Origin of the sequence: Pseudomonas alkylphenolica (genome assembly GCF_000746525.1) — a bacterium.
GTDB lineage: Bacteria > Pseudomonadota > Gammaproteobacteria > Pseudomonadales > Pseudomonadaceae > Aquipseudomonas > Aquipseudomonas alkylphenolica.
The window spans coordinates 1,762,942-1,782,054 of record NZ_CP009048.1 but is presented as its reverse complement, the minus strand read 5'-3'; the positions used below and the strand labels follow the sequence as shown (position 1 = coordinate 1,782,054).

At 61.8% G+C, this 19,113-nt stretch carries 16 protein-coding genes and 1 pseudogene; 7 read left to right on the top strand and 10 right to left on the bottom strand.

What is annotated here, in order from left to right:
- Positions 1–30 precede the first annotated feature (30 nt).
- A pseudogene (locus PSAKL28_RS28495) lies at positions 31–189 on the bottom strand (HAMP domain-containing protein); the annotation flags it as partial.
- A gap of 782 nt (positions 190–971) precedes the next feature.
- Complete coding sequence (locus tag PSAKL28_RS08280; RefSeq protein ID WP_038608852.1) at positions 972–2,744, bottom strand: ABC transporter transmembrane domain-containing protein; 1,773 nt, start codon at positions 2,742–2,744, stop codon at positions 972–974.
- 255 nt (positions 2,745–2,999) lie between these two features.
- Here PSAKL28_RS08280 and PSAKL28_RS27835 point away from each other — a divergent pair, with 255 nt between their 5' ends.
- Positions 3,000–3,173, top strand: a complete 174-nt coding sequence (locus tag PSAKL28_RS27835) for a PA1571 family protein (protein ID WP_167335116.1) — start codon at positions 3,000–3,002, stop codon at positions 3,171–3,173.
- A gap of 53 nt (positions 3,174–3,226) precedes the next feature.
- Here PSAKL28_RS27835 and pdxB read toward each other — a convergent pair whose 3' ends face one another.
- Complete coding sequence (gene pdxB / locus PSAKL28_RS08275; protein WP_038608851.1) at positions 3,227–4,369, bottom strand: 4-phosphoerythronate dehydrogenase PdxB; 1,143 nt, start codon at positions 4,367–4,369, stop codon at positions 3,227–3,229.
- A 144-nt stretch (positions 4,370–4,513) separates the two neighbouring features.
- Between pdxB and PSAKL28_RS08270 the strand changes: the two genes are divergently transcribed.
- The gene (locus PSAKL28_RS08270) at positions 4,514–5,920 is read left to right on the top strand and encodes an MATE family efflux transporter (protein WP_038608850.1); all 1,407 of its coding nucleotides are present in this window, start codon (positions 4,514–4,516) and stop codon (positions 5,918–5,920) included.
- Here the strand turns inward: PSAKL28_RS08270 and tusA are convergent.
- Both tusA and rlmM read right to left on the bottom strand, forming a co-directional pair.
- On the bottom strand, positions 5,917–6,159 hold the full coding sequence (gene tusA, locus PSAKL28_RS08265; protein ID WP_038608848.1) for a sulfurtransferase TusA: 243 nt from the start codon (positions 6,157–6,159) through the stop codon (positions 5,917–5,919). The genes PSAKL28_RS08270 and tusA overlap by 4 nt on opposite strands.
- 157 nt (positions 6,160–6,316) lie before the next feature.
- Complete coding sequence (gene rlmM / locus PSAKL28_RS08260; protein WP_038608846.1) at positions 6,317–7,381, bottom strand: 23S rRNA (cytidine(2498)-2'-O)-methyltransferase RlmM; 1,065 nt, start codon at positions 7,379–7,381, stop codon at positions 6,317–6,319.
- Positions 7,382–7,634: 253 nt separating this feature from the next.
- On the opposite strand from rlmM, the gene acnA reads away from it, so the two are divergent.
- The 3 genes from acnA (at position 7,635) to PSAKL28_RS08245 (ending at position 12,965) form a co-directional block, all read left to right on the top strand.
- Positions 7,635–10,376, top strand: a complete 2,742-nt coding sequence (gene acnA / locus PSAKL28_RS08255; RefSeq protein WP_038608844.1) for an aconitate hydratase AcnA — start codon at positions 7,635–7,637, stop codon at positions 10,374–10,376.
- A 153-nt stretch (positions 10,377–10,529) separates the two neighbouring features.
- Positions 10,530–11,306 (top strand): CPBP family intramembrane glutamic endopeptidase, encoded by a 777-nt coding sequence (locus tag PSAKL28_RS08250; RefSeq protein WP_038608842.1) that lies wholly within the window; start codon positions 10,530–10,532, stop codon positions 11,304–11,306.
- Between the two features lie 93 nt (positions 11,307–11,399).
- Complete coding sequence (locus tag PSAKL28_RS08245) at positions 11,400–12,965, top strand: methyl-accepting chemotaxis protein (RefSeq protein ID WP_038608840.1); 1,566 nt, start codon at positions 11,400–11,402, stop codon at positions 12,963–12,965.
- Positions 12,966–13,052: 87 nt separating this feature from the next.
- On the opposite strand, the gene PSAKL28_RS08240 is transcribed toward PSAKL28_RS08245, so the two are convergent.
- From PSAKL28_RS08240 to PSAKL28_RS08225, 4 genes are all read right to left on the bottom strand, one after another.
- A complete protein-coding gene (locus PSAKL28_RS08240) occupies positions 13,053–13,940 on the bottom strand; it encodes a pseudouridine synthase (RefSeq protein WP_038608838.1) in 888 nt (295 codons plus the stop codon).
- A 50-nt stretch (positions 13,941–13,990) separates the two neighbouring features.
- Positions 13,991–14,302, bottom strand: coding sequence for a hypothetical protein (locus tag PSAKL28_RS08235; RefSeq protein ID WP_038608837.1), 312 nt, complete (start codon positions 14,300–14,302; stop codon positions 13,991–13,993).
- Between the two features lie 88 nt (positions 14,303–14,390).
- Entirely contained in the window at positions 14,391–14,822 is a 432-nt protein-coding gene (locus PSAKL28_RS08230) for a D-Ala-D-Ala carboxypeptidase family metallohydrolase (protein ID WP_038608836.1), read from the bottom strand.
- A gap of 95 nt (positions 14,823–14,917) precedes the next feature.
- Positions 14,918–15,154, bottom strand: a complete 237-nt coding sequence (locus PSAKL28_RS08225) for a glutaredoxin family protein (RefSeq protein ID WP_038608834.1) — start codon at positions 15,152–15,154, stop codon at positions 14,918–14,920.
- 177 nt (positions 15,155–15,331) lie between these two features.
- Between PSAKL28_RS08225 and PSAKL28_RS08220 the strand changes: the two genes are divergently transcribed.
- Positions 15,332–17,290, top strand: a complete 1,959-nt coding sequence (locus tag PSAKL28_RS08220) for a monovalent cation:proton antiporter family protein (RefSeq protein WP_038616336.1) — start codon at positions 15,332–15,334, stop codon at positions 17,288–17,290.
- On the opposite strand, the gene PSAKL28_RS08215 is transcribed toward PSAKL28_RS08220, so the two are convergent.
- Positions 17,291–18,499: an ammonium transporter gene (locus PSAKL28_RS08215; protein WP_038608833.1), complete on the bottom strand. Its 1,209-nt coding sequence runs from the start codon at positions 18,497–18,499 to the stop codon at positions 17,291–17,293.
- A gap of 294 nt (positions 18,500–18,793) precedes the next feature.
- Here PSAKL28_RS08215 and PSAKL28_RS08210 point away from each other — a divergent pair, with 294 nt between their 5' ends.
- Positions 18,794–19,108, top strand: coding sequence for an ElaB/YgaM/YqjD family protein (locus PSAKL28_RS08210; RefSeq protein WP_038608832.1), 315 nt, complete (start codon positions 18,794–18,796; stop codon positions 19,106–19,108).
- The last annotated feature ends 5 nt before the right edge of the window (positions 19,109–19,113 follow it).

Sequence of the window (19,113 nt, the reverse complement as noted above, 5' to 3'; positions counted from 1 at the left end):
GTCGCGCAAGGTATTGGCGGCCACGGCCAGACGCCCCAGCTCATCCTGACGGTCACTGGCCACCCGCGCCTCGAAACGCCCCTGACTCAGCTGTGCGACATACTCGATCAGGCCGCGGATCGGTTCGATCAGGCTACGGTTGACCAGCCAGAGGCTGAACAGGCCGACCAGCACTGCCGAGCCGAACATCACCAGCAGCCCCAGCCACACGGTGCGCTCTGCCGACTGGCTGATGGTCTGGGCGCGCGCCTGGGCATCGCTGCGCAGCTGGCTGACCAGTTCGCTCATCTGCTCACTGGTCGCACGATCCACGCCCTTGACCGCCTGGTCGCCGGCGGTCGGGTCAGCCCCTGCGGCAAGGAACGCCTGACGTCCTTGCGCATACGCCTGGCCCAACTGGCGATGGCTTTCCTTGAGCTGCTCGGCACGCGCCTTGAGCGTTGCGTCGCTGCTCTGGATCAACTGATCGAGAATGCCCTGCACCTGCTGCTCACGGGCAAGGAATTGTTGCCAGTACTTATCCAGATCGGCCGGTTGTTTGCCGCGCAACAGCACGTTCTTCCACTCCTGGACTTGAACCTTGAACTGCAGATTGGCCTCGTCAATCAATTGCGAGGCCTGCAACGGCCCGTCGATCAATTGCCCATAACCGCGCACGCTGGACGACAGCAATTGAAAGCAGACCAGAGCGATCATCAGTATCGCCAACAGGCTGCCAGCAAGTAGCGCGAGGATTTGCACTCTGAGAGATTTACGCAACATCGGAAGGAATCTCGGAACAAGGAGGAAGGAAACGACGCTGGATTGCATCGACCAGGCAAAGACGTCCTTGTCCTCGTTCACTGGCAACCGGCGCAGGCGAAAAAAAAGCTGCCATCGTTCGATAGCAGCCTGATTCGAGCATTACGCAACAGCTGGAGCAGATAGTCTCAGGGGATTGCTACAGAAATGTGACAGCCTGCGGAACGTTGTCACATTTCCGTCACGACGTTGAACTGCAGGGCCGCCAGGCGCGCATACAACGGGCTTTGCGCGATCAATTGGCGGTGCGTGCCGATGGCGACCAGACGGCCCTGATCGATCACCGCGATGCGATCGGCATGCTGCACCGTGGCCAGACGGTGAGCGATCACCAGGGTGGTTCGCCCGCTCATCAAGGTCGGTAGCGCCTGCTGGATCAGGTGCTCGCTCTGGGCATCGAGGGCGCTGGTGGCCTCGTCCAGCAGCAGGATCGGCGCATCCACCAGCAAGGCCCTGGCAATGGCCAGGCGTTGACGCTGACCGCCCGACAAACCCAGGCCGGCATCGCCCAGGTGGGTCTGATAGCCCTCGGGCAGTTGCAGGATGAAATCATGGGCATGGGCACTGCGCGCGGCCGCCTCAACCTGCGCTGCGCTGGCATCGGCCCGGCCGTATCGAATGTTCTCCTCGACGGTGCCGAAGAACAGTGCCGGATTCTGTGCGACCAGGGCGAAGTGTCGGCGCAGGTCCTGCGGGTCGAGTCGCTTCAGGTCCTGGCCGTCCAGGCGTATTTGCCCTTGTTGGGGGTCATAGAAGCGCAACAGCAGGTCAAACAAGGTCGATTTACCCGCCCCCGAAGGCCCGACCAGCGCCAGCGTCTCCCCAGGCTCGACAATCAGGCTCAAACCATCGATTGCCGCAGGCTCAGGGCGCGACGGGTAGGCAAAGCGGACATCGCGAAGTTCAAGCCGCCCACTGACCCGCGGTGCCGAGCGCTGCAGCCCCTGTGCCGGTGCGCTGATTTCGCTGCGTGCGGCCAGCAGTTCGGCAATCCGCTCCGCTGCTCCGGCGGCGCGTTGCAGTTCGCCAATCACTTCACTGAGGGTGCCAAAGGCGCTGCCGACGATCAGGCTATAGAACACGAAGGCTGCCAGTTCGCCTGCGGAAATGCGCCCGGCAATCACATCCATGCCACCGACCCAGAGCATCACGCCCACGGCCCCGAGCACCAGCACGATCACCAGGGTGATCAGCCAGGCGCGCTGCAGGATGCGCTTGCGCGCGACCGCAAAGGCCGCCTCGACCGTGCGGCCGAAACGTTGCTGATCGCTGGGCTGGTGGTTGTAGGCCTGTACCGTCTTGATCTGCCCGAGGGTCTCGGCCACATAGCTGCCGACGTCGGCCACCCGGTCCTGGCTCTGGCGCGACAGGCTGCGTACCCGCCGCCCGAAAATCAGGATCGGCGCCAGCACCAGCGGTAACGCCAGCACCACGATACTGGTGAGCTTGGGGTTGGTGACGAACAACAGCACGATACCGCCGAGCACCATCAGCGCATTGCGCAGGAACATCGACAACGATGAGCCGATCACCGATTGCAGCAAGGTAGTGTCGGCGGTAAGCCGCGACTGGATCTCTGAACTGCGATTGCTCTCGAAAAAACCAGGGTGAAGGTAAATCAGATGGTCGAACACCTGCTGACGGATATCGGCCACACAGCGTTCGCCGATCCACGACACCAGGTAAAAGCGGCTGAAAGTGCCAATGGCCAAGGCCAGCACCAGCATCAGGAAAAAACCGATGGACTGATTGAGTAGCTGCGGCGAACGGGTCATGAAGCCCTGATCGACCAACAGGCGGATACCTTGGCCCAAGGACAAGGTGATGCCGGCAGTAACGACCAGGGCGAGCAAGGCCAGCAGCACCTGTTTGCGATACGGGCGAATGAAACGCCAGCCCAGACGCATTGCCTGACGCTGGCGAGGGGAAAAGCGATTGAGCATGTAGGGACCAGAAATCAGCGATTTTACCCAGCGTACACCTGACCGCTCGTCCTGCGCCAAGGAACACCAGGGAAATAACCGCTGTTTAGGTTAGCCCTGCTGATCCCTAGACCGTTTCGTTCTAACGCAGCACTGGAGGTTTACCCGGCTTTCTGGTCGACTGGAAGGGTCGTACAGTGATAACCGAAGGAGCTGTCATAGCTCGGTCACTAGGCGATTCTAGTCTGAGCTTGCAACCTGATGAGGAGACAGGAAATGAGTTTGCAACAAGGCAACACCCAGCCCAAAACCGCGCCGAACCCGCAGACACCTGTCGGCGGCTCGATCATCGGCCCGGATGGCAAAGAGATCACCATCACCGAAGCGATGGTCCAGGAGGCCTGCCAAAAGCTGGAGCAAAGCCGCAGAGATCCCGCCAAGAAAGACTGAACCAGACGAATTCTTCAACCCGGCGCATGCGCCGGGTTTTTATTGCCTGTGTTTTACAGCAACACGCCACCCAGGGCCCGGACCATCTGTGCCAGATCTGGTGCATCTCCGTGCAGACGCACCATTAGCCCCTCAATCTCGCGACGTGGCGGATAGTGCTTGCGCAAGGCATCAAACGCGGCTTTCTGCTCAAGCGCATCAGTGCTGAGGCTGCGGCGGAAGTCGGCGTCATCCCGGCGTGGGTCATACACCGCGCGGCACAGGGTGGCCAGGGCCCAGGCCGGGTCGGTTTCAGCCTGCAGGCCGATTTCGGCCAGCCAGGGCTGGGGCAACAGATCCTCAAGCAGCACCGACGCAGGCTCACCGCGCCAGGCACAGAAGGCCTGGTAGATCTGTGCAGTGCCGCGCTGTTTGCCATCCAGGCTGTAACCAGCGATATGCGGGGTGGCCAGCACGCAGAGGTCGGCCAGCTCGAGGTCGACCTGCGGCTCACCCTCCCAGACATCCAGCACTGCCAGCACGTCTTCACGCGCCAGCAGCAGTTCGCGCAGTGCAGTGTTGTCGATCACCGGCCCCCGGCTGGCGTTGATCAGCCAGGTCCCCGGACGCAGCGCCGCCAGTTGCTCGCTGTCGAGCAAGTGCCAGGTGGCATGTTCGCCCTGGCGGGTCAGCGGGGTATGCAGGCTGATCACATCGCACTCGGCGAGAACCGTTTCCAGGCTGACGTAATCGCCGCCTTCACGGGCCTGGCGCGGCGGATCACACACCAGCACCTTCCAGCCCAGCCCGCGCAACACCTCAACCAGACGCCCGCCCACTTCACCTGCGCCAACCACACCATAGGTACGGCCAGGCAGCTCGGCGCCATCGAGTTCGGCCAGGGTCAGCAAGCTGCCCAGTACATAGTCGACCACCCCACGGGCATTGCAGCCCGGTGCACTGGACCACTGGATACCGGCCTGAGCGAAGTAATCCAGCGCCAGGTGATCGGTGCCAATGGTGCAGGTACCGACGAAACGCACCTTGCTGCCCTCAAGCAACGCCTGGTCGACACGGGTCACCGAGCGCACCAGAAGGACGTCGGCGTCCTTCACGCAGGCGGCGTCAATGGCGCGCCCTGGATAGCGGCGGATTTCGCCAAAACCTGCAAAGAAGGCATCGAGCAGCGGAATATTCTCGTCGGCAACTATCAGCATGGCGCTCTCCTATCGGGGGTGCGCAGTGTAGGCCCATGCAGGGGCGCTAATCCAGCCGCAGACAAAAGCGCCGGATGGATTTCCTGACCAATGTGTCAAAGCGTAGACTAGTCGGCTTTGTGCACCTTTCTGGACACCTGTCTTGTGACACCTCAGACCTGCAACACCCTTTCCCCTCCCCTGTCCCGCCCCGCGCGCGTACGCGCCGAACTGCGCAGCCTGTTGCTGCTGGCCACACCGATCATCATTGCCCAGCTGGCCACCACCGCCATGGGCTTCGTCGATGCGGTCATGGCCGGCCGGGTCAGCCCGCGCGACCTGGCGGCGGTGGCTTTGGGCAACTCGATCTGGATTCCGGTGTTCCTGCTGATGACCGGCATCCTGCTGGCCACCACCCCCAAGGTGGCGCAACGCTTTGGCGCCGGCCAGCACGGCGAAATCGGGCCATTGGTGCGCCAGGCCTTGTGGCTGGCAGTCGCGGTCAGTCTGATCGCCAGTGGCTTGCTGATCAGCGCCGAACCGATCCTGCAGGTGATGAAGGTCGATCCGCAACTGGTCGAGCCGAGCATGGGCTACCTGCAAGGTATTGCCTTCGGCTTCCCCGGCATTGCCCTCTACTATGTGCTGCGCTGCTACAGCGACGGCCTCGGCCGCACCCGTCCGAGCATGGTCATTGGCTGCCTGGGCCTGCTGCTGAATATCCCGTTGAACTACATCCTGATCTACGGGCACTTCGGCCTGCCCGCCCTGGGCGGCGTTGGCTGCGGCTGGGCCAGCGGTATCGTCATGTGGTTCATGGCCCTGAGCATGGCCGCCTGGACCCGCTGGGCCCCGGCCTACCAGAGCAGCCGGGTGCTGGTACGTTTTGAGCGCCCGCAATGGCCGGTCATCAAGCGCCTGATGGGCGTTGGCCTGCCAATCGGCATCGCGGTGTTCGCCGAGTCGAGCATCTTCGCGGTGATCGCCCTGCTGATCGGTAGCCTCGGCCCGACCGTGGTGGCCGGCCACCAGATCGCCCTGAACATCAGTTCGCTGCTGTTCATGATTCCGTATTCACTGGGGATGGCGGTGACGGTACGTGTGGGCCAGGCAATCGGTGCCGGCGAGCCGCGTCAGGCGCGCTTTGCCGCGCTGGTGGGACTGGCCGCGGCCCTGGTGTTCGCCTGCTTCTCGGCGAGCCTGATCCTGTTGATGCGCGAGCCGATCGCCTCGATCTACACCCCGGACACGGCGGTTATCCAGATTGCCGCGATGCTGATCGTGTATGCCGCGCTCTACCAGTTCTCCGACGCCATCCAGGTGATCGCGGCGGGTGCCCTGCGTGGCTACCAGGACACCCGGGTAACCATGATCCTGACCCTGTTCGCCTACTGGGGCATCGGTCTGCCGGTGGGTTACGTACTCGGCCTGACCGACTACTTCGGCCCTGCCAGTGGCCCCAACGGCTTGTGGGAAGGCCTGATCGCCGGCTTGACCTGCGCGGCCTTGATGCTGTCGATTCGCCTGGCGCGCAGCAGTGGCAAGCACATTCGCCGGGCGCAGCGCGCTTAGTCGAGCTTCTTGCGGATCCAGTACAGGTAGGTGCCGGCATCTTCCTGTTGCTGGACCAGTTCATGGCCGAGGAACACGCAGAACTTGGGGATATCGCGACGGGTCGACGGATCGGTGGCGATCACCTTGAGCAGGCCACCGGCAGCCAGGTCGCGCACGTGCTGGTGCAACATCATCACCGGCTCCGGGCAGTTGAGGCCGGTGGCGTCGAGGATGGCGTCTGGGGTGAAATCAGTCATGTAGAACTCCGGAAACAATCAGCTATTGTCGCTCAACCAAACGGCGGGGTCATCCTGCCTGTGTGAGGGGCTTCTGTGGGAGCGGGCTTGCCCCGCGATGACGTCGGGGCAGCCAACATCGCATCGTGGGGCAAGCCCGCTCCCACAGTGTGTGCAGTTATCGCGGTTTCAGATCCAGGCGGCGCAGGTGGCAAGTCACCTCTTCGCGGTCGTGATACAGCTGCTTGCAGCCAATCGAGACCTTGACCTTGCGCGCCTTGAATCCCTCTTCGATCCTCTCCAGCAAGCGGCGCACTTCGGCATAGCGCTGCTTCATCGGCAACTTGAGGTTGACCACCGCCTCCCGGCACAAGCCTTCGCCCAGCCAGGTCTCCAGCAACGCTGCGCTGCGCGCCGGCTTCTCGACAATATCGCAGACCATCCAGTCCACCGTCTGCTTGGGCTTGTAGGTAAAGCCGTCAGCCATCAGGTGCTGAACCAGGCCAGTGTCCATCAGGCTCTCGGCCATTGGGCCGTTATCGATGGCAGTCACCAGCATGCCACGCTTGACCAGCTGGTACGTCCAGCCACCCGGCGCCGCACCGAGGTCAACACCGGTCATGTCATCGGACAGCCGCGCATCCCACTGCTCTCGGGGAATGAAGTGATGCCAGGCTTCCTCCAGCTTGAGGGTCGAGCGGCTTGGCGCTTCACGCGGAAACTTCAGGCGCGGAATACCCATCGGCCACATCGCCGAATTGTCCGCAGCGGCAACGCCGACAAATACCCGCCGACCACTGACAAAAGTCAGCAGCAGACGCGGCTTGCTCGGGTCCTCAACCAGCCGCCCGGCCTTGCTCAAGGCTTTGCGCAACGGCACCTCGAACTTGCGGCAGAAGGTCGACAGCTCTTTGCCGTCATTGGTGTCCATCACCTCCAGCCACACACTGCCGAACACCGGATAATCACCCAGGGACTCGAGCAGCACACTGATACGGTCGGTTTCTGGCAGTTCGATGAAACTACCGCGCGCCCACTGGCGGGGGAAAATCAGTTGCGCAAAGCGCAGTTCGCGCATCAGGCGCTCGGCGCCTTCGCCATCGTTGCAGATGAATTCGGCACAGGCGCTCTGCGGTTTGGCCTTGGCGTAGCCGGCGACGTCCAGCCGGGCGGCATGCTCGGCGATTTCGGCACAGACTTCACTTTCGAAGCCGGGCCGGCAATGCATAAACAGGGTATTCATCTTCACTCCAGGACGGCTGGCGGCCATTGGCCCCAACCCTGACCGGAGGCAATGCACTGCCCCGGCAAATGCGCGAATGATAAAGCAAGATCGGAACCGGCGACATGCCCCGCCGGTCCAGTACTTGGTCAGGTGCGCCAAACAGGTCTAACCTGACCGCTCAGCCAGGTCCGTGCCGTGCGGACCGTCATAGAGGCGGTGAATCGGCGACAGCAAGGAAGATCGCCGAACACCTACGCAGAAGGAGTTGGTAATGCCCTCGCTCGATAGCCTGAAATCCCTCAAGACCCTGACGGTCGCCAACCGTCCCTATCACTACTTCAGCCTGACCGAAGCCGCCAAGAGCCTCGGCGATCTGCAGCGCCTGCCCATGTCGCTGAAGGTGCTGCTGGAAAACCTGCTGCGCTGGGAAGACGACAAGACCGTCACCCGCGCCGACCTCGGTGCCCTGGCCGACTGGCTCAAGGAGCGCCGCTCCGACCGCGAGATCCAGTACCGCCCGGCGCGGGTGCTGATGCAGGATTTCACCGGGGTCCCCGCCGTGGTCGACCTGGCAGCCATGCGCGCCGCCATGGCCAAGGCCGGCGGTGACCCGCAGCGGATCAATCCGCTGTCGCCGGTGGACCTGGTCATCGACCACTCGGTGATGGTTGACCGCTACGCCAGCCAAGAGGCCTTCAAGCAGAACGTCGACATCGAAATGCAACGCAACGGCGAACGCTACGCCTTCCTGCGCTGGGGCCAGAATGCCTTCGATAACTTCAGCGTGGTGCCACCGGGCACCGGGATTTGCCACCAGGTCAACCTGGAGTACCTGGGCCGCACCGTCTGGACTCGCGAAGAAGACGGCCGTACCTATGCCTTCCCCGACACCCTGGTCGGCACCGACTCGCACACCACCATGATCAACGGCCTGGGCGTACTCGGCTGGGGCGTCGGCGGTATCGAAGCCGAGGCGGCCATGCTCGGTCAGCCGGTCTCGATGCTGATTCCGGAAGTCATCGGCTTCAAGCTGACCGGCAAGCTGCGCGAAGGCATCACCGCCACCGACCTGGTGCTGACCGTCACGCAGATGCTGCGCAAGAAAGGCGTAGTCGGCAAGTTCGTCGAATTCTACGGTGACGGCCTGGCCGACCTGCCGCTGGCGGACCGCGCCACCATCGCCAACATGGCTCCGGAATACGGCGCCACCTGCGGCTTTTTCCCGGTCGATCAGGTGACCCTGGACTACCTGCGCCTGTCTGGCCGCCCCGAAGACACGGTCAAACTGGTCGAGGCCTATTGCAAGGAACAGGGCCTATGGCGTTTGCCCGGCCAGGAGCCAGTGTTCACCGACACCCTGGCCCTGGACATGCACGAAGTCGAAGCCAGCCTGGCCGGGCCCAAACGCCCTCAGGACCGGGTCGCCCTGTCGCAGGTCAGCCAGGCCTTCGACAGCTTTCTCGGCTTGCAGCTGCGCGCCTCCACCAAAGACGTCGGCCGTCTGGAAAGTGAAGGTGGCGGCGGTGTCGCCGTGGGCAACGCCGACCAGGCTGGCGGGGTCAGTTATGAACACGAAGGCCAGCAGCATGTGTTGCGCGACGGCGCGGTGGTAATCGCCGCGATCACCTCCTGTACCAACACCTCCAACCCCAGTGTGATGATGGCCGCCGGCCTGGTAGCAAAAAAAGCCGTCGAGAAAGGCCTGAAACGCAAACCCTGGGTCAAGAGTTCACTGGCCCCAGGCTCCAAGGTGGTAACCGACTACTACAAGGCGGCGGGCCTGACGCCCTATCTGGATGAGCTGGGCTTCGACCTGGTCGGCTATGGCTGCACCACCTGCATCGGCAACTCTGGGCCACTGGACGAAGCCATCGAGAAAGCCATCACCGGCGCCGACCTCACCGTCGCCTCGGTGCTGTCGGGCAACCGCAACTTCGAAGGCCGCGTGCACCCGTTGGTGAAAACCAACTGGCTGGCGTCTCCACCGCTGGTGGTGGCCTATGCCCTGGCCGGGAGCGTGCGTCTGGACCTGAGCAGCGAAGCCCTGGGTACCGGCAAGGATGGCCAGCCGGTGTACCTGCGTGACATCTGGCCAAGCCAGCAGGAAATCGCCGCGGCGGTCGCCAGTGTCGATACGGCGATGTTTCACAAGGAATACGCCGAAGTCTTCGCCGGTGACGCTCAATGGCAAGCCATTGCAGTCCCGCAGGCGGCCACCTATGTCTGGCAGGACGATTCCACCTATATCCAGCACCCGCCGTTCTTCGATGACATCACCGGTCCCTTGCCGGCGATCGAGGACATTCGCGGTGCGCGGGTACTGGCTTTGCTGGGCGATTCGGTGACCACCGACCACATCTCCCCGGCCGGCAACATCAAGGCCGACAGCCCTGCCGGGCGCTACCTGCGCGATAAAGGCGTGGAACCGCACGACTTCAACTCCTACGGCTCGCGCCGCGGCAACCATGAAGTAATGATGCGCGGCACCTTCGCCAACATTCGTATCCGCAACGAAATGCTTGGCGGTGAAGAAGGTGGCAACACCCTGTATGTGCCGACCGGCGAGAAAATGGCGATCTACGATGCGGCCATGCGCTACCAGGCTGACGGTACGCCGCTGGTGGTGATTGCCGGTCAGGAATACGGCACCGGCTCCAGCCGCGACTGGGCGGCCAAAGGTACCAACCTGTTGGGAATCAAGGCGGTGCTGGCAGAAAGCTTCGAGCGTATTCACCGCTCCAACCTGGTGGGCATGGGTGTATTGCCGCTGCAGTTCACTGCCGGACAGACCCGCAAGAGCCTGGGCCTGGATGGCAGCGAACGTATCGATATCCTCGGCTTGAGCAACGCGCGGATCCACCCGCACATGAACCTGAGCCTGCACATCACCCGCAAGGATGGTCGTCAGGAGCAGATCGAAGTGCTGTGCCGGATCGATACCCTGAACGAAGTGGAATACTTCAAATCGGGCGGCATCCTGCACTATGTACTGCGGCAATTGATCGCAGCGTGAAGCACGGGCCCGGCCCTTTGTGGCCGGGCCTTTGCCGGCTTTTGCCGCTCGCGGTGAGAGCCTGTTGCAGGCGGTGATACTGCAGGCATGCGTGTCCTGGGTTACGCCTGGGGAGTCGTAGACCTCACGTTTTCACCGAATAATGGAATCTGCATGCCTGTCTCCCAATGGATCGGACTGGCCCTGCTGGGCTTTGCTTACGTCTTTTCCCTCGTCAATGGCAGCCTGGGCCTGCTCGCATTGCCCAGCCTGATTGCCCTGCTGTGCGCCGGCTTGCTGGTCAGCCGCTCGCCCCACTGGCAGCAATTGTCTGGCCATGCCCTGTTCGTACTACTGGCTTTTGGGTTGGCGTTGCACTGGCTGCCCGGTTTCCACGGGGCCAAGGTCATCGACAAAGTGGTGTTCAGCAACGGCGCCGTGCCCTTTTCCATGTACCTGAACCTGGACAAGCCGTTGATCGGCTTATGGCTGCTGCTGGCCTGTCCCTGGGTACTGACAATGGGCGGCAAGCGCCTGCTGCCGAGCCTGGTCACGACCTTGCCAGCGGTGATTGCCGCGTGCCTGGGCGGTGCCTGGTTGCTGGGTATGATTGCCTGGGCGCCGAAATGGCCCGAACAAGCCTGGCTCTGGGTGCTGAATAACCTGCTGCTGGTCAGCCTGACCGAAGAACTGCTGTTTCGGGGCTACATCCAGGGCGGGCTCCAACGTTTACTCAAGAATCAGCACCTGGCCCTGTTCCTCGCCGCCGGCCTATTCGGCCTCGCGCACCTGGGCGCTGGCTGGCAGTGGGTACTGCTCGCCTCCCTGGCTGGTATCGGCTATGGTCTGGCTTACCGCTACGGCGGCTTGATCGCTGCAATACTCTGCCATTTCGGCCTTAACCTGGCACATTTCGCCGGTTTTACCTATCCGATGCTGATACCGTCGTGAACACGCGGTCACTTGCTGACTTTTGCAAAATATCATTCAACAAAACCCCCACGCTGCCGATAACCCTCGAAAGCCTTGCGGATTGAACAGCTAATGCGTAATAACCAGCCAATAACCCAGCGCGAACGGACTTTCCCAGCTCAACAACGTTTGATCTCGACCACCGATACCAAGGGTGTCATCACCTATTGCAACGACGCCTTCGTCGAGATCAGTGGTTTTTCCCGCGAAGAGCTGATGCGCGCGCCGCACAACCTGGTGCGCCACCCCGATGTACCGCCTGCGGTGTTCGCGCACATGTGGGCCACACTCAAGCAAGGCTTGCCATGGATGGGCATCGTCAAGAACCGTTGCAAGAGCGGTGACCACTACTGGGTCAACGCCTACGTCACCCCGGTGTTCGAGAACAACCAGGTGGTTGGCTTTGAATCGGTGCGGGTCAAGCCGACTGCCGAGCAGGTCCGCCGGGCCGAGGCGTTGTACCAGCGCATCAATCAGGGCAAGCCGGCGATCCCGCGTCGCGACAAGTGGCTGCCCGTGGTGCAAGACTGGCTGCCGTTCATCCTGGTCAGCCAGGTCGGCTTCCTGATCGGTAACTGGCTGGGCCACTCCTGGGGCTTCGCCTTGGCCGCCGCCCTGTCGGTGCCACTTGGCCTGCTGGGCCTGAGCTGGCAGCAGCGAGGCCTCAAGCGCCTGCTGCGCCTGGCCGAGCAGTCCACCTCCGATCCGTTGATCGCGCAAATGTACACTGACAGCCGCGGCGTCCAGGCACGCCTGGAAATGGCCATGCTCAGCCAGGATGCACGGATGAAGACCTGCCTGACCCGCCTGCAGGACACGGCAGAGCACCTCAACGAGCAGGCCCGACAGTCCGACACCCTGGCCCACAACAGCTCTTCGGGCCTGGAACGTCAACGGGTCGAGACCGAGCAGGTCGCCGCCGCAGTCAACCAGATGGCCGCCACCACCCAGGAAGTGGCCAACCACGTGCAGCGCACCGCCGACGCCACCCAGGAAGCCAATCGCCTGACCGGTCGTGGCCGTGACATCGCCGGTGAAACCCGCGAAGCCATCCAGCGTCTGTCGGCGGCGGTTGGTGAAACCGGCCTGACCGTCACCCAACTGGCGCGCGACAGCGATGAAATCGGCGGCGTGGTCGATGTGATCAAAGGCATTGCCGACCAGACCAACCTGCTGGCGCTCAACGCCGCGATTGAAGCCGCGCGAGCTGGCGAGATGGGCCGCGGTTTTGCCGTGGTAGCCGATGAAGTTCGCCAGCTGGCCCAGCGCACCAGCGAATCGACCGGCCAGATTCACGGCCTGATTGCCAAACTGCAGCAAACCGCCAGCAATGCCGTGCAGACCATGGAATCGGGTCATCGCCAGGCCGAAGAAGGTGTAGCGCGGGTGATGGAAGCGGACCAGGCATTGGTCGGCATCAGCGAAGCGGTGGCCAACATCACCGACATGGCCACCCAGATCGCCGCTGCAACCGAAGAGCAGACTGCTGTGGCCGACGAGATCAGCCGCAACATCAGCACTATCGCCGAGCTGGCTGACCAGACGTCCGAGCAAGCCCAGCATTCGGCCTTGCTCAGCGAAGAACTGACGCGCACCGCGACCACTCAGTACTCGTTGGTCGAGCGTTTCAACCGCTGAACAATGGGGTAACGGTGGGAGCGGGCTTGCCCCGCGATTGCGATTTGTCAGTCACATCGCATCGCGGGGCAAGCCCGCTCCCACACGTTACCAGTCGAGCGTCAGCCGGCTTTCGAAAAACCGCTCTTCACCGCTTAGTGGATCCTTGAAGCGCAAGCTCTGCGCCAATAACTTCAGCGGTTTGCTGTAGTCATCCTGGTCCTGCAGCACCTGTGGATAAAAAGGATCGTTGCAGATACTCGCGCCCAGCGCTGTCATGTGCACACGCAACTGATGCGTCTTGCCAGTGATCGGCGACAGGCCATAACGCCAGAGTTCGCCGTGCTTCTCCAGCACCTCGGCCAGGGTCTCGCTATTGCTCTGCCCTTCGACCTCCTGCATACGGAAGAACGGCTCGCCACTGACCATGCGGCTCTTGTGCGTCAATGGAAACTCAAGCTGCGGCAAGGCCCGGGCAATCGCCTGGTAGCGCTTGTCGATCTGACGGTTGGGGAACAGCGATTGATAGGCTGATCGGCTCTGGGGGTTGGCGGAAAACATCACCAGCCCGGCGGTATGCCGATCAATACGATGCAAAGGCACCAGGTTCGGATTGTCCAGGCGGCGAATCAGCCGCCGTAACAAAGTATGTTCGACATATTCGCCGGTAGGCGTGACCGGCAGGAAATGCGGTTTGTCGGCCACCACCAGATGCTCGTCGACGTGCAGGATCTGCTCTTCGAACGGGATCGGTTTCTCGTTGGGTACTTCGCGAAAATAGTGGATGCGCAGCCCCTGCTTATAAGCCAGCGCCGCACTGATCGGTTCACCCTGGGCATCCAGTACCCGTCCGCGGACGATCCGGTCAAGCCACTGCTCACGCCCGATCGCCTTGAAATGCTCACTCAGGCAATCGAGCACGGTGGCCCAGTTGCCAGGTGGCAGGCAGACCGTACTGGCTTGATGCTGGGCCGGGTCGAAAGGGGCAGTGGCCATGGGAACGCTCGTGACTGATAGACCGCGCATTATCCCGCAAGCCTGGCGCCTCAGCCAGCCCGGGTTGCGGAAGCCTCGATGAACTCCTTGAGCCAGCGCAACACGTCAACCGCCTCCCAGCGACCAGGGTCATAAAGGGCGTACAACAAGCCCTGGTAACCGACCACATCCAGCGGACGGTGATAGCCGGCACGCTGGAACAATGCTTCGATTTCGGCGAAACAGGTGTTGAAGTGCAGTTTGTTGAAAGGCGTCTTGCCTTCCAGCACGAGGCCATCCAGGCGCAACTCGAGCACCGCCTCGCTCACCATGGCGGTGGGCATACGATTGACGGTGTATTTCAGTTGTTCGACATTGACCATGGTTTGGATCCTCGAGGCAAACGCCACCCCAATACTGTATTTATATACAGCATATTCAGAGTTATCGGACGCGTCAATCAGGCAGCGTTCAGACCAACCCGGGAAGGTAGCCAGTACCCTTGCGAACGGTCAGCAATTGGCGGCGCTCAGGCGTCAGGGAGAGCCCCACATGCACCCACTGGTCGAACTCGAGAATCAGTTGATCGAACATCAACGAGCTGTCTGCCACACCGCGTGCCAGCTCCCGAGGTGTCAGCCCGGGTACATTGATGTCTGCCGCCAGACCGTCGGTATGGGCGCTCTGAAGCGAACCGCCAATGACCTCGTTCAATTGAAGGCAGCGATAACCGCTGCTGACCAACACCGGTTTATCGACCAACTGGCGTATCTGTTCCAGAAAAGTGCACAGCCTTCGCAGGTTGACGAGCGTCTGGGCATCCGGGGTGTTGTCGATACCCAGACGCGCGGCGGTCTCCGACACCGTCATTTCGGCCAGCGTGAAGTGTTCGCTCAGGTACATGGTCCGCTCCTTGGTATGAGTAAAAACACCCAAGGATTGTCCACACCCCCTCCCTGCCGTGCACGACAGGAAATCTCTCCGCCGAAGCGCTTGTTTCAACGCAGGAAGGCCACCACTTGCTCGGCATCGAACGGCCAGTTCAGCTCGGCGCCTGTATCGCATCGACGCAGCACCGGGATCAATAATGCATAACGGGCCAGCTGTGACTCGTCATCGGCAATATCCACCAGCTCAACCAGCAGGCCATGCTCGACAAAAGGCATCAACAAGGCTTCGGCCACTTCACACAGGTGGCAACCCAGGGTGCCGAACAATTGGCATTCAGGAGGCATTTACGGGTACCGACAAAAGAAGGAAGGGATCATTATTCTAGGTCTGCAGTCGGGGGCCGTCGAGCGCGAGGCTCCGGCGCCAGCTCAGTGATGGACGACTGATCCTGATCAGCGTCCGACCAGCAGCTATGGTTCATGCTGAGTGGTTTTTTGCTGCTTTCTTACATGGAGTGTGTTGTGTTCGCCAACCTGTTGATCATCCTGGCCTCATCGCTAGTCGTCATTGCCTTCTTCAGGCGCCTGAAGCTGCCGCCTGTCCTGGGCTACTTGTGTGTTGGCCTGTTTGTCGGCCCCACGGCGCTGAACTGGGTCAATGAAAGCGAAGAACTGCCCGACCTAGCGGAAATGGGCGTGGTATTCCTGCTGTTCTCGCTGGGCCTGGAGTTTTCCCTGTCGAAAATGCTCGCCCTGCGCAAAGTGGTGTTTGGCCTGGGTAGCCTGCAGGTAATCTGCTCGTCGATACTGCTGGCCGGGCTGCTGGCCCTGATGGGCATGCCCGCAAACACGGCGTTATTGCTGGGTGCAGGTCTGGCGTTGTCATCCACCGCTATCGTCAGTAAAGAGCTGACCAGTCTCGGGGAGATCTTCAGCAGCCATGGCCAGAACGCTATCGGCGTATTGCTGTTCCAGGATGTGATAGCGGTCTTGCTGCTGACCCTGGTTCCGGTGTTTGCCGGTGACGGTGGCCAGGCCTGGTACTGGGCCCTGCCGCTGACCCTAGGCAAAACCGTGATCCTCTTCGTCGGCCTGTTGCTAGCCAGCCGCTGGCTGCTGCCGCGCCTGTTTCACGAAGTGGCCAGCTCCCATTCAGCGGAACTGTTCGTGTTGCTGGCACTGGTCATCGTCCTGCTGACCGCCTGGTTGACTCACTTACTCGGTTTGTCGCCGGCACTGGGCGCATTCCTGGCCGGCATGTTGTTGGGCGAGAGCAACTATCGCCACCAGATCGAAGCGGATATCCGCCCTTTCCGCGACATTCTTCTGGGATTGTTTTTCGTCAGTATCGGCATGCTGATCGACCTGCAACTGTTCGCCACCCATGGCCTGGAAATCCTCGCCCTGACCCTGGGCCTGTTGCTGGTCAAAGGCTGCGTGGTCGCAGCACTGGTACGGGTGCGTGGCAGCGATGCCGAAACTGCGTGGCGCAGCGGCCTGGCCTTGGCCCAAGGCGGTGAATTCTGTTTCGCCCTGATGGCACAGATGCAGCAAACCGATCTACTGCCCGAAGCTATGGGCAATCTGTTGCTGGCCGCGACCTTCTGTTCAATGTTGGTCACACCGCTGCTACTGCGCGCCGCCCCCACCATCGCCGCCCACCTGCACCGCAAGCCCAACGAGGAAGTCCAACTGGAGGCCATCGAGGCGCAAAGTGCCTCAATGAGCGGTCACGTGCTGATCTGCGGCTATGGCCGGGTCGGGCAATCAACCGGGCGATTCCTGCGCCGCGAAAACATCCCCTTCATTGCCCTCGATGACGATCCGGTAAGGGTTCAGGAAGCTGCGGCCGGCGAAAGCAGCGTGCACTACGGCGACTCACGGCGCGGCGAACTGCTCAGCGCCATCGGCCTTGAACGTGCACGCCTGCTGGTGATTGCCGTGGATAAAACCGACATCGCCATGAGCGTGCTCAAAGCGGCTCGTGAACGTCACGCTCAGATACAGATCCTGGTGCGTACCCGTGATGACAGCCAGCATGAAGAGCTGCGTACGGCAGGTGCCACCGCTGTTGTACCTGAGCTGCTCGAATCGAGCCTGATGCTCGCCTCCCATGCACTGGTCATGCTCGGCCTGCCCATGGAGCACGTACAAGCACGCATCGACGAAGTGCGCCAGACCCGCTACCGCATGCTCCAGGCGTTCTATCAAGGCGCCCAGACCAGCCCGGTCGACAGCGAAGGCCTGCCCAAAGCGATGATGCATGCGGTCAACCTTGGCGCCGAGGCCTACGCCTGCGGGCGCCCTCTGACCGAACTGGATCTGGAACAGTTCGGTGTCGAGCTGCAGGCCGTACAACGCAATGGCGAAGAGCTGGCAATGAGCGCCGACACGTGCCTGCATGCCGGCGACTCAGTGCTGCTCAGTGGCCCGCTACCGGCCCTGGCAGCCTGCGAGGCGCGGCTGGTCGCCGGGCGCTGATCAATCCTGGCTGGTGGCGCCGATCTTGTGGATCGACAGGTCGGCGCCGTAATACTCCTGCTCCTGGCTCAGGCGCAGACCGAGCAACAGTTTGATCACACCGTACACCGCAAAACCGCCCACCAGCGCCACCAGCACCCCGGCCAGGCTGCCGATCAACTGGCTGACCAGGCTCACGCCCCCCAGGCCACCGAACGCTGTCTGACCGAAAATTCCACAGGCGATGCCACCCCACACCCCGCACAATCCGTGCAGCGGCCAGACGCCCAGCACATCGTCGATTTTCCAGGTGTTCTGCGCCGCAATAAAGCACCACACAAACAACGCCCCGGCAATTGCACCCGTGAGCAACGCCCCAACCGGGTGCATCAGGTCAGAGCCCGCGCACACCGCCACCAATCCAGCCAACGGACCGTTGTGCAGAAAGCCCGGGTCATTGCGCCCGACCAGCAAAGCCGCCACCGTGCCACCGACCATAGCCATCAACGAGTTGACCGCGACCAGGCCGCTGACCCCTTGCAGGGTCTGGGCACTCATGACGTTGAAGCCAAACCAGCCGACAATCAGGATCCACGAACCCAGCGCCAGAAAGGGAATGTTCGAAGGGGCGAACGCCACCAGCTTGCCATCGCGGTAACGCCCGTTGCGCGGGCCGAGCAACAGCACTGCCGTCAAGGCCAGCCAACCGCCCATGGCATGCACCACCACAGAGCCGGCAAAGTCATGGAAGCTGGCGCCGAACTGCGCCTGCAACCAGGCCTGCAAGCCCAGGTTGCCATTCCAGACGATGCCTTCAAAGAAGGGATAGACCAACGCGACGATCAGCGCCGTAGCGCACATCTGCGGAGCAAAGCGCGCCCGCTCGGCGATACCGCCGGAAATGATTGCCGGAATCGCTGCGGCAAAGGTCAGCAGGAAAAAGAACTTCACCAGGCTGTAACCATGCTCATGACTGAGCACCGCCGCAGGCTGCAGGAAATTCACGCCATAGGAAATCCAGTAACCGACGAAGAAGTACGCCAGGGTTGATACAGCAAAGTCACTGAGAATTTTCGACAGCGCATTAACCTGGTTCTTATGGCGCACGGTACCCACTTCCAGGAAGGCAAACCCGGCGTGCATGGCCAGCACCATAACGGCGCCCAGCAGAATGAAGAGTGTGTTGGAGCCGTGGATCAGACTGTCCACCGCACTTTGCAGGTTTTCCATGGAATCGGCAGGCCTTTCGAAAGCACCAAGACAGCGCGGAGTGACTCCTTTTTGCACCAGTCTGGATCATGCGAGCGCCACCTCCCTGGCCGATCCTGCTGGTATCTGGAGTTTTTCCTTGGGTTTGTCGTGGATTGGGTTAAGGTTTACAGGCCCGGTTGCTTCCGCGCGCGAACTTGGCGCAGGCGCCGGACCTGAGCGCACCCTGGAACAGCAAAACCTGTACCAGCATTTTCACTGAACCTTCGCCAGCGCTCGCGACTCGAAATAGCCACAACCCTTAGGGAGAGCCCCATGACCAGCAAATCGGCAAAGACTGCTCAAGAGACATTGATGGCTGACTTTCAAGCGTTGGTACGTGACACCGAGAAATTGCTGGAACACACCGCCACCCTGGCTGGTGATCAGGCCGACGAATTACGCGGTCAGATCCACGAGAGCCTGATGCGTGCCCGGGAAACCCTGCAACTGACCCAGGATTCGGTCCGCGAGCACGGCCAGGCAGCCCTGAGCGCGACCGAAGACTACGTACAGAACAACCCCTGGCAATCGATCGGCATTGCTGCCGGGGTCGGATTTCTGATCGGTCTGCTGGCCAATCGGCGCTGAGGTTG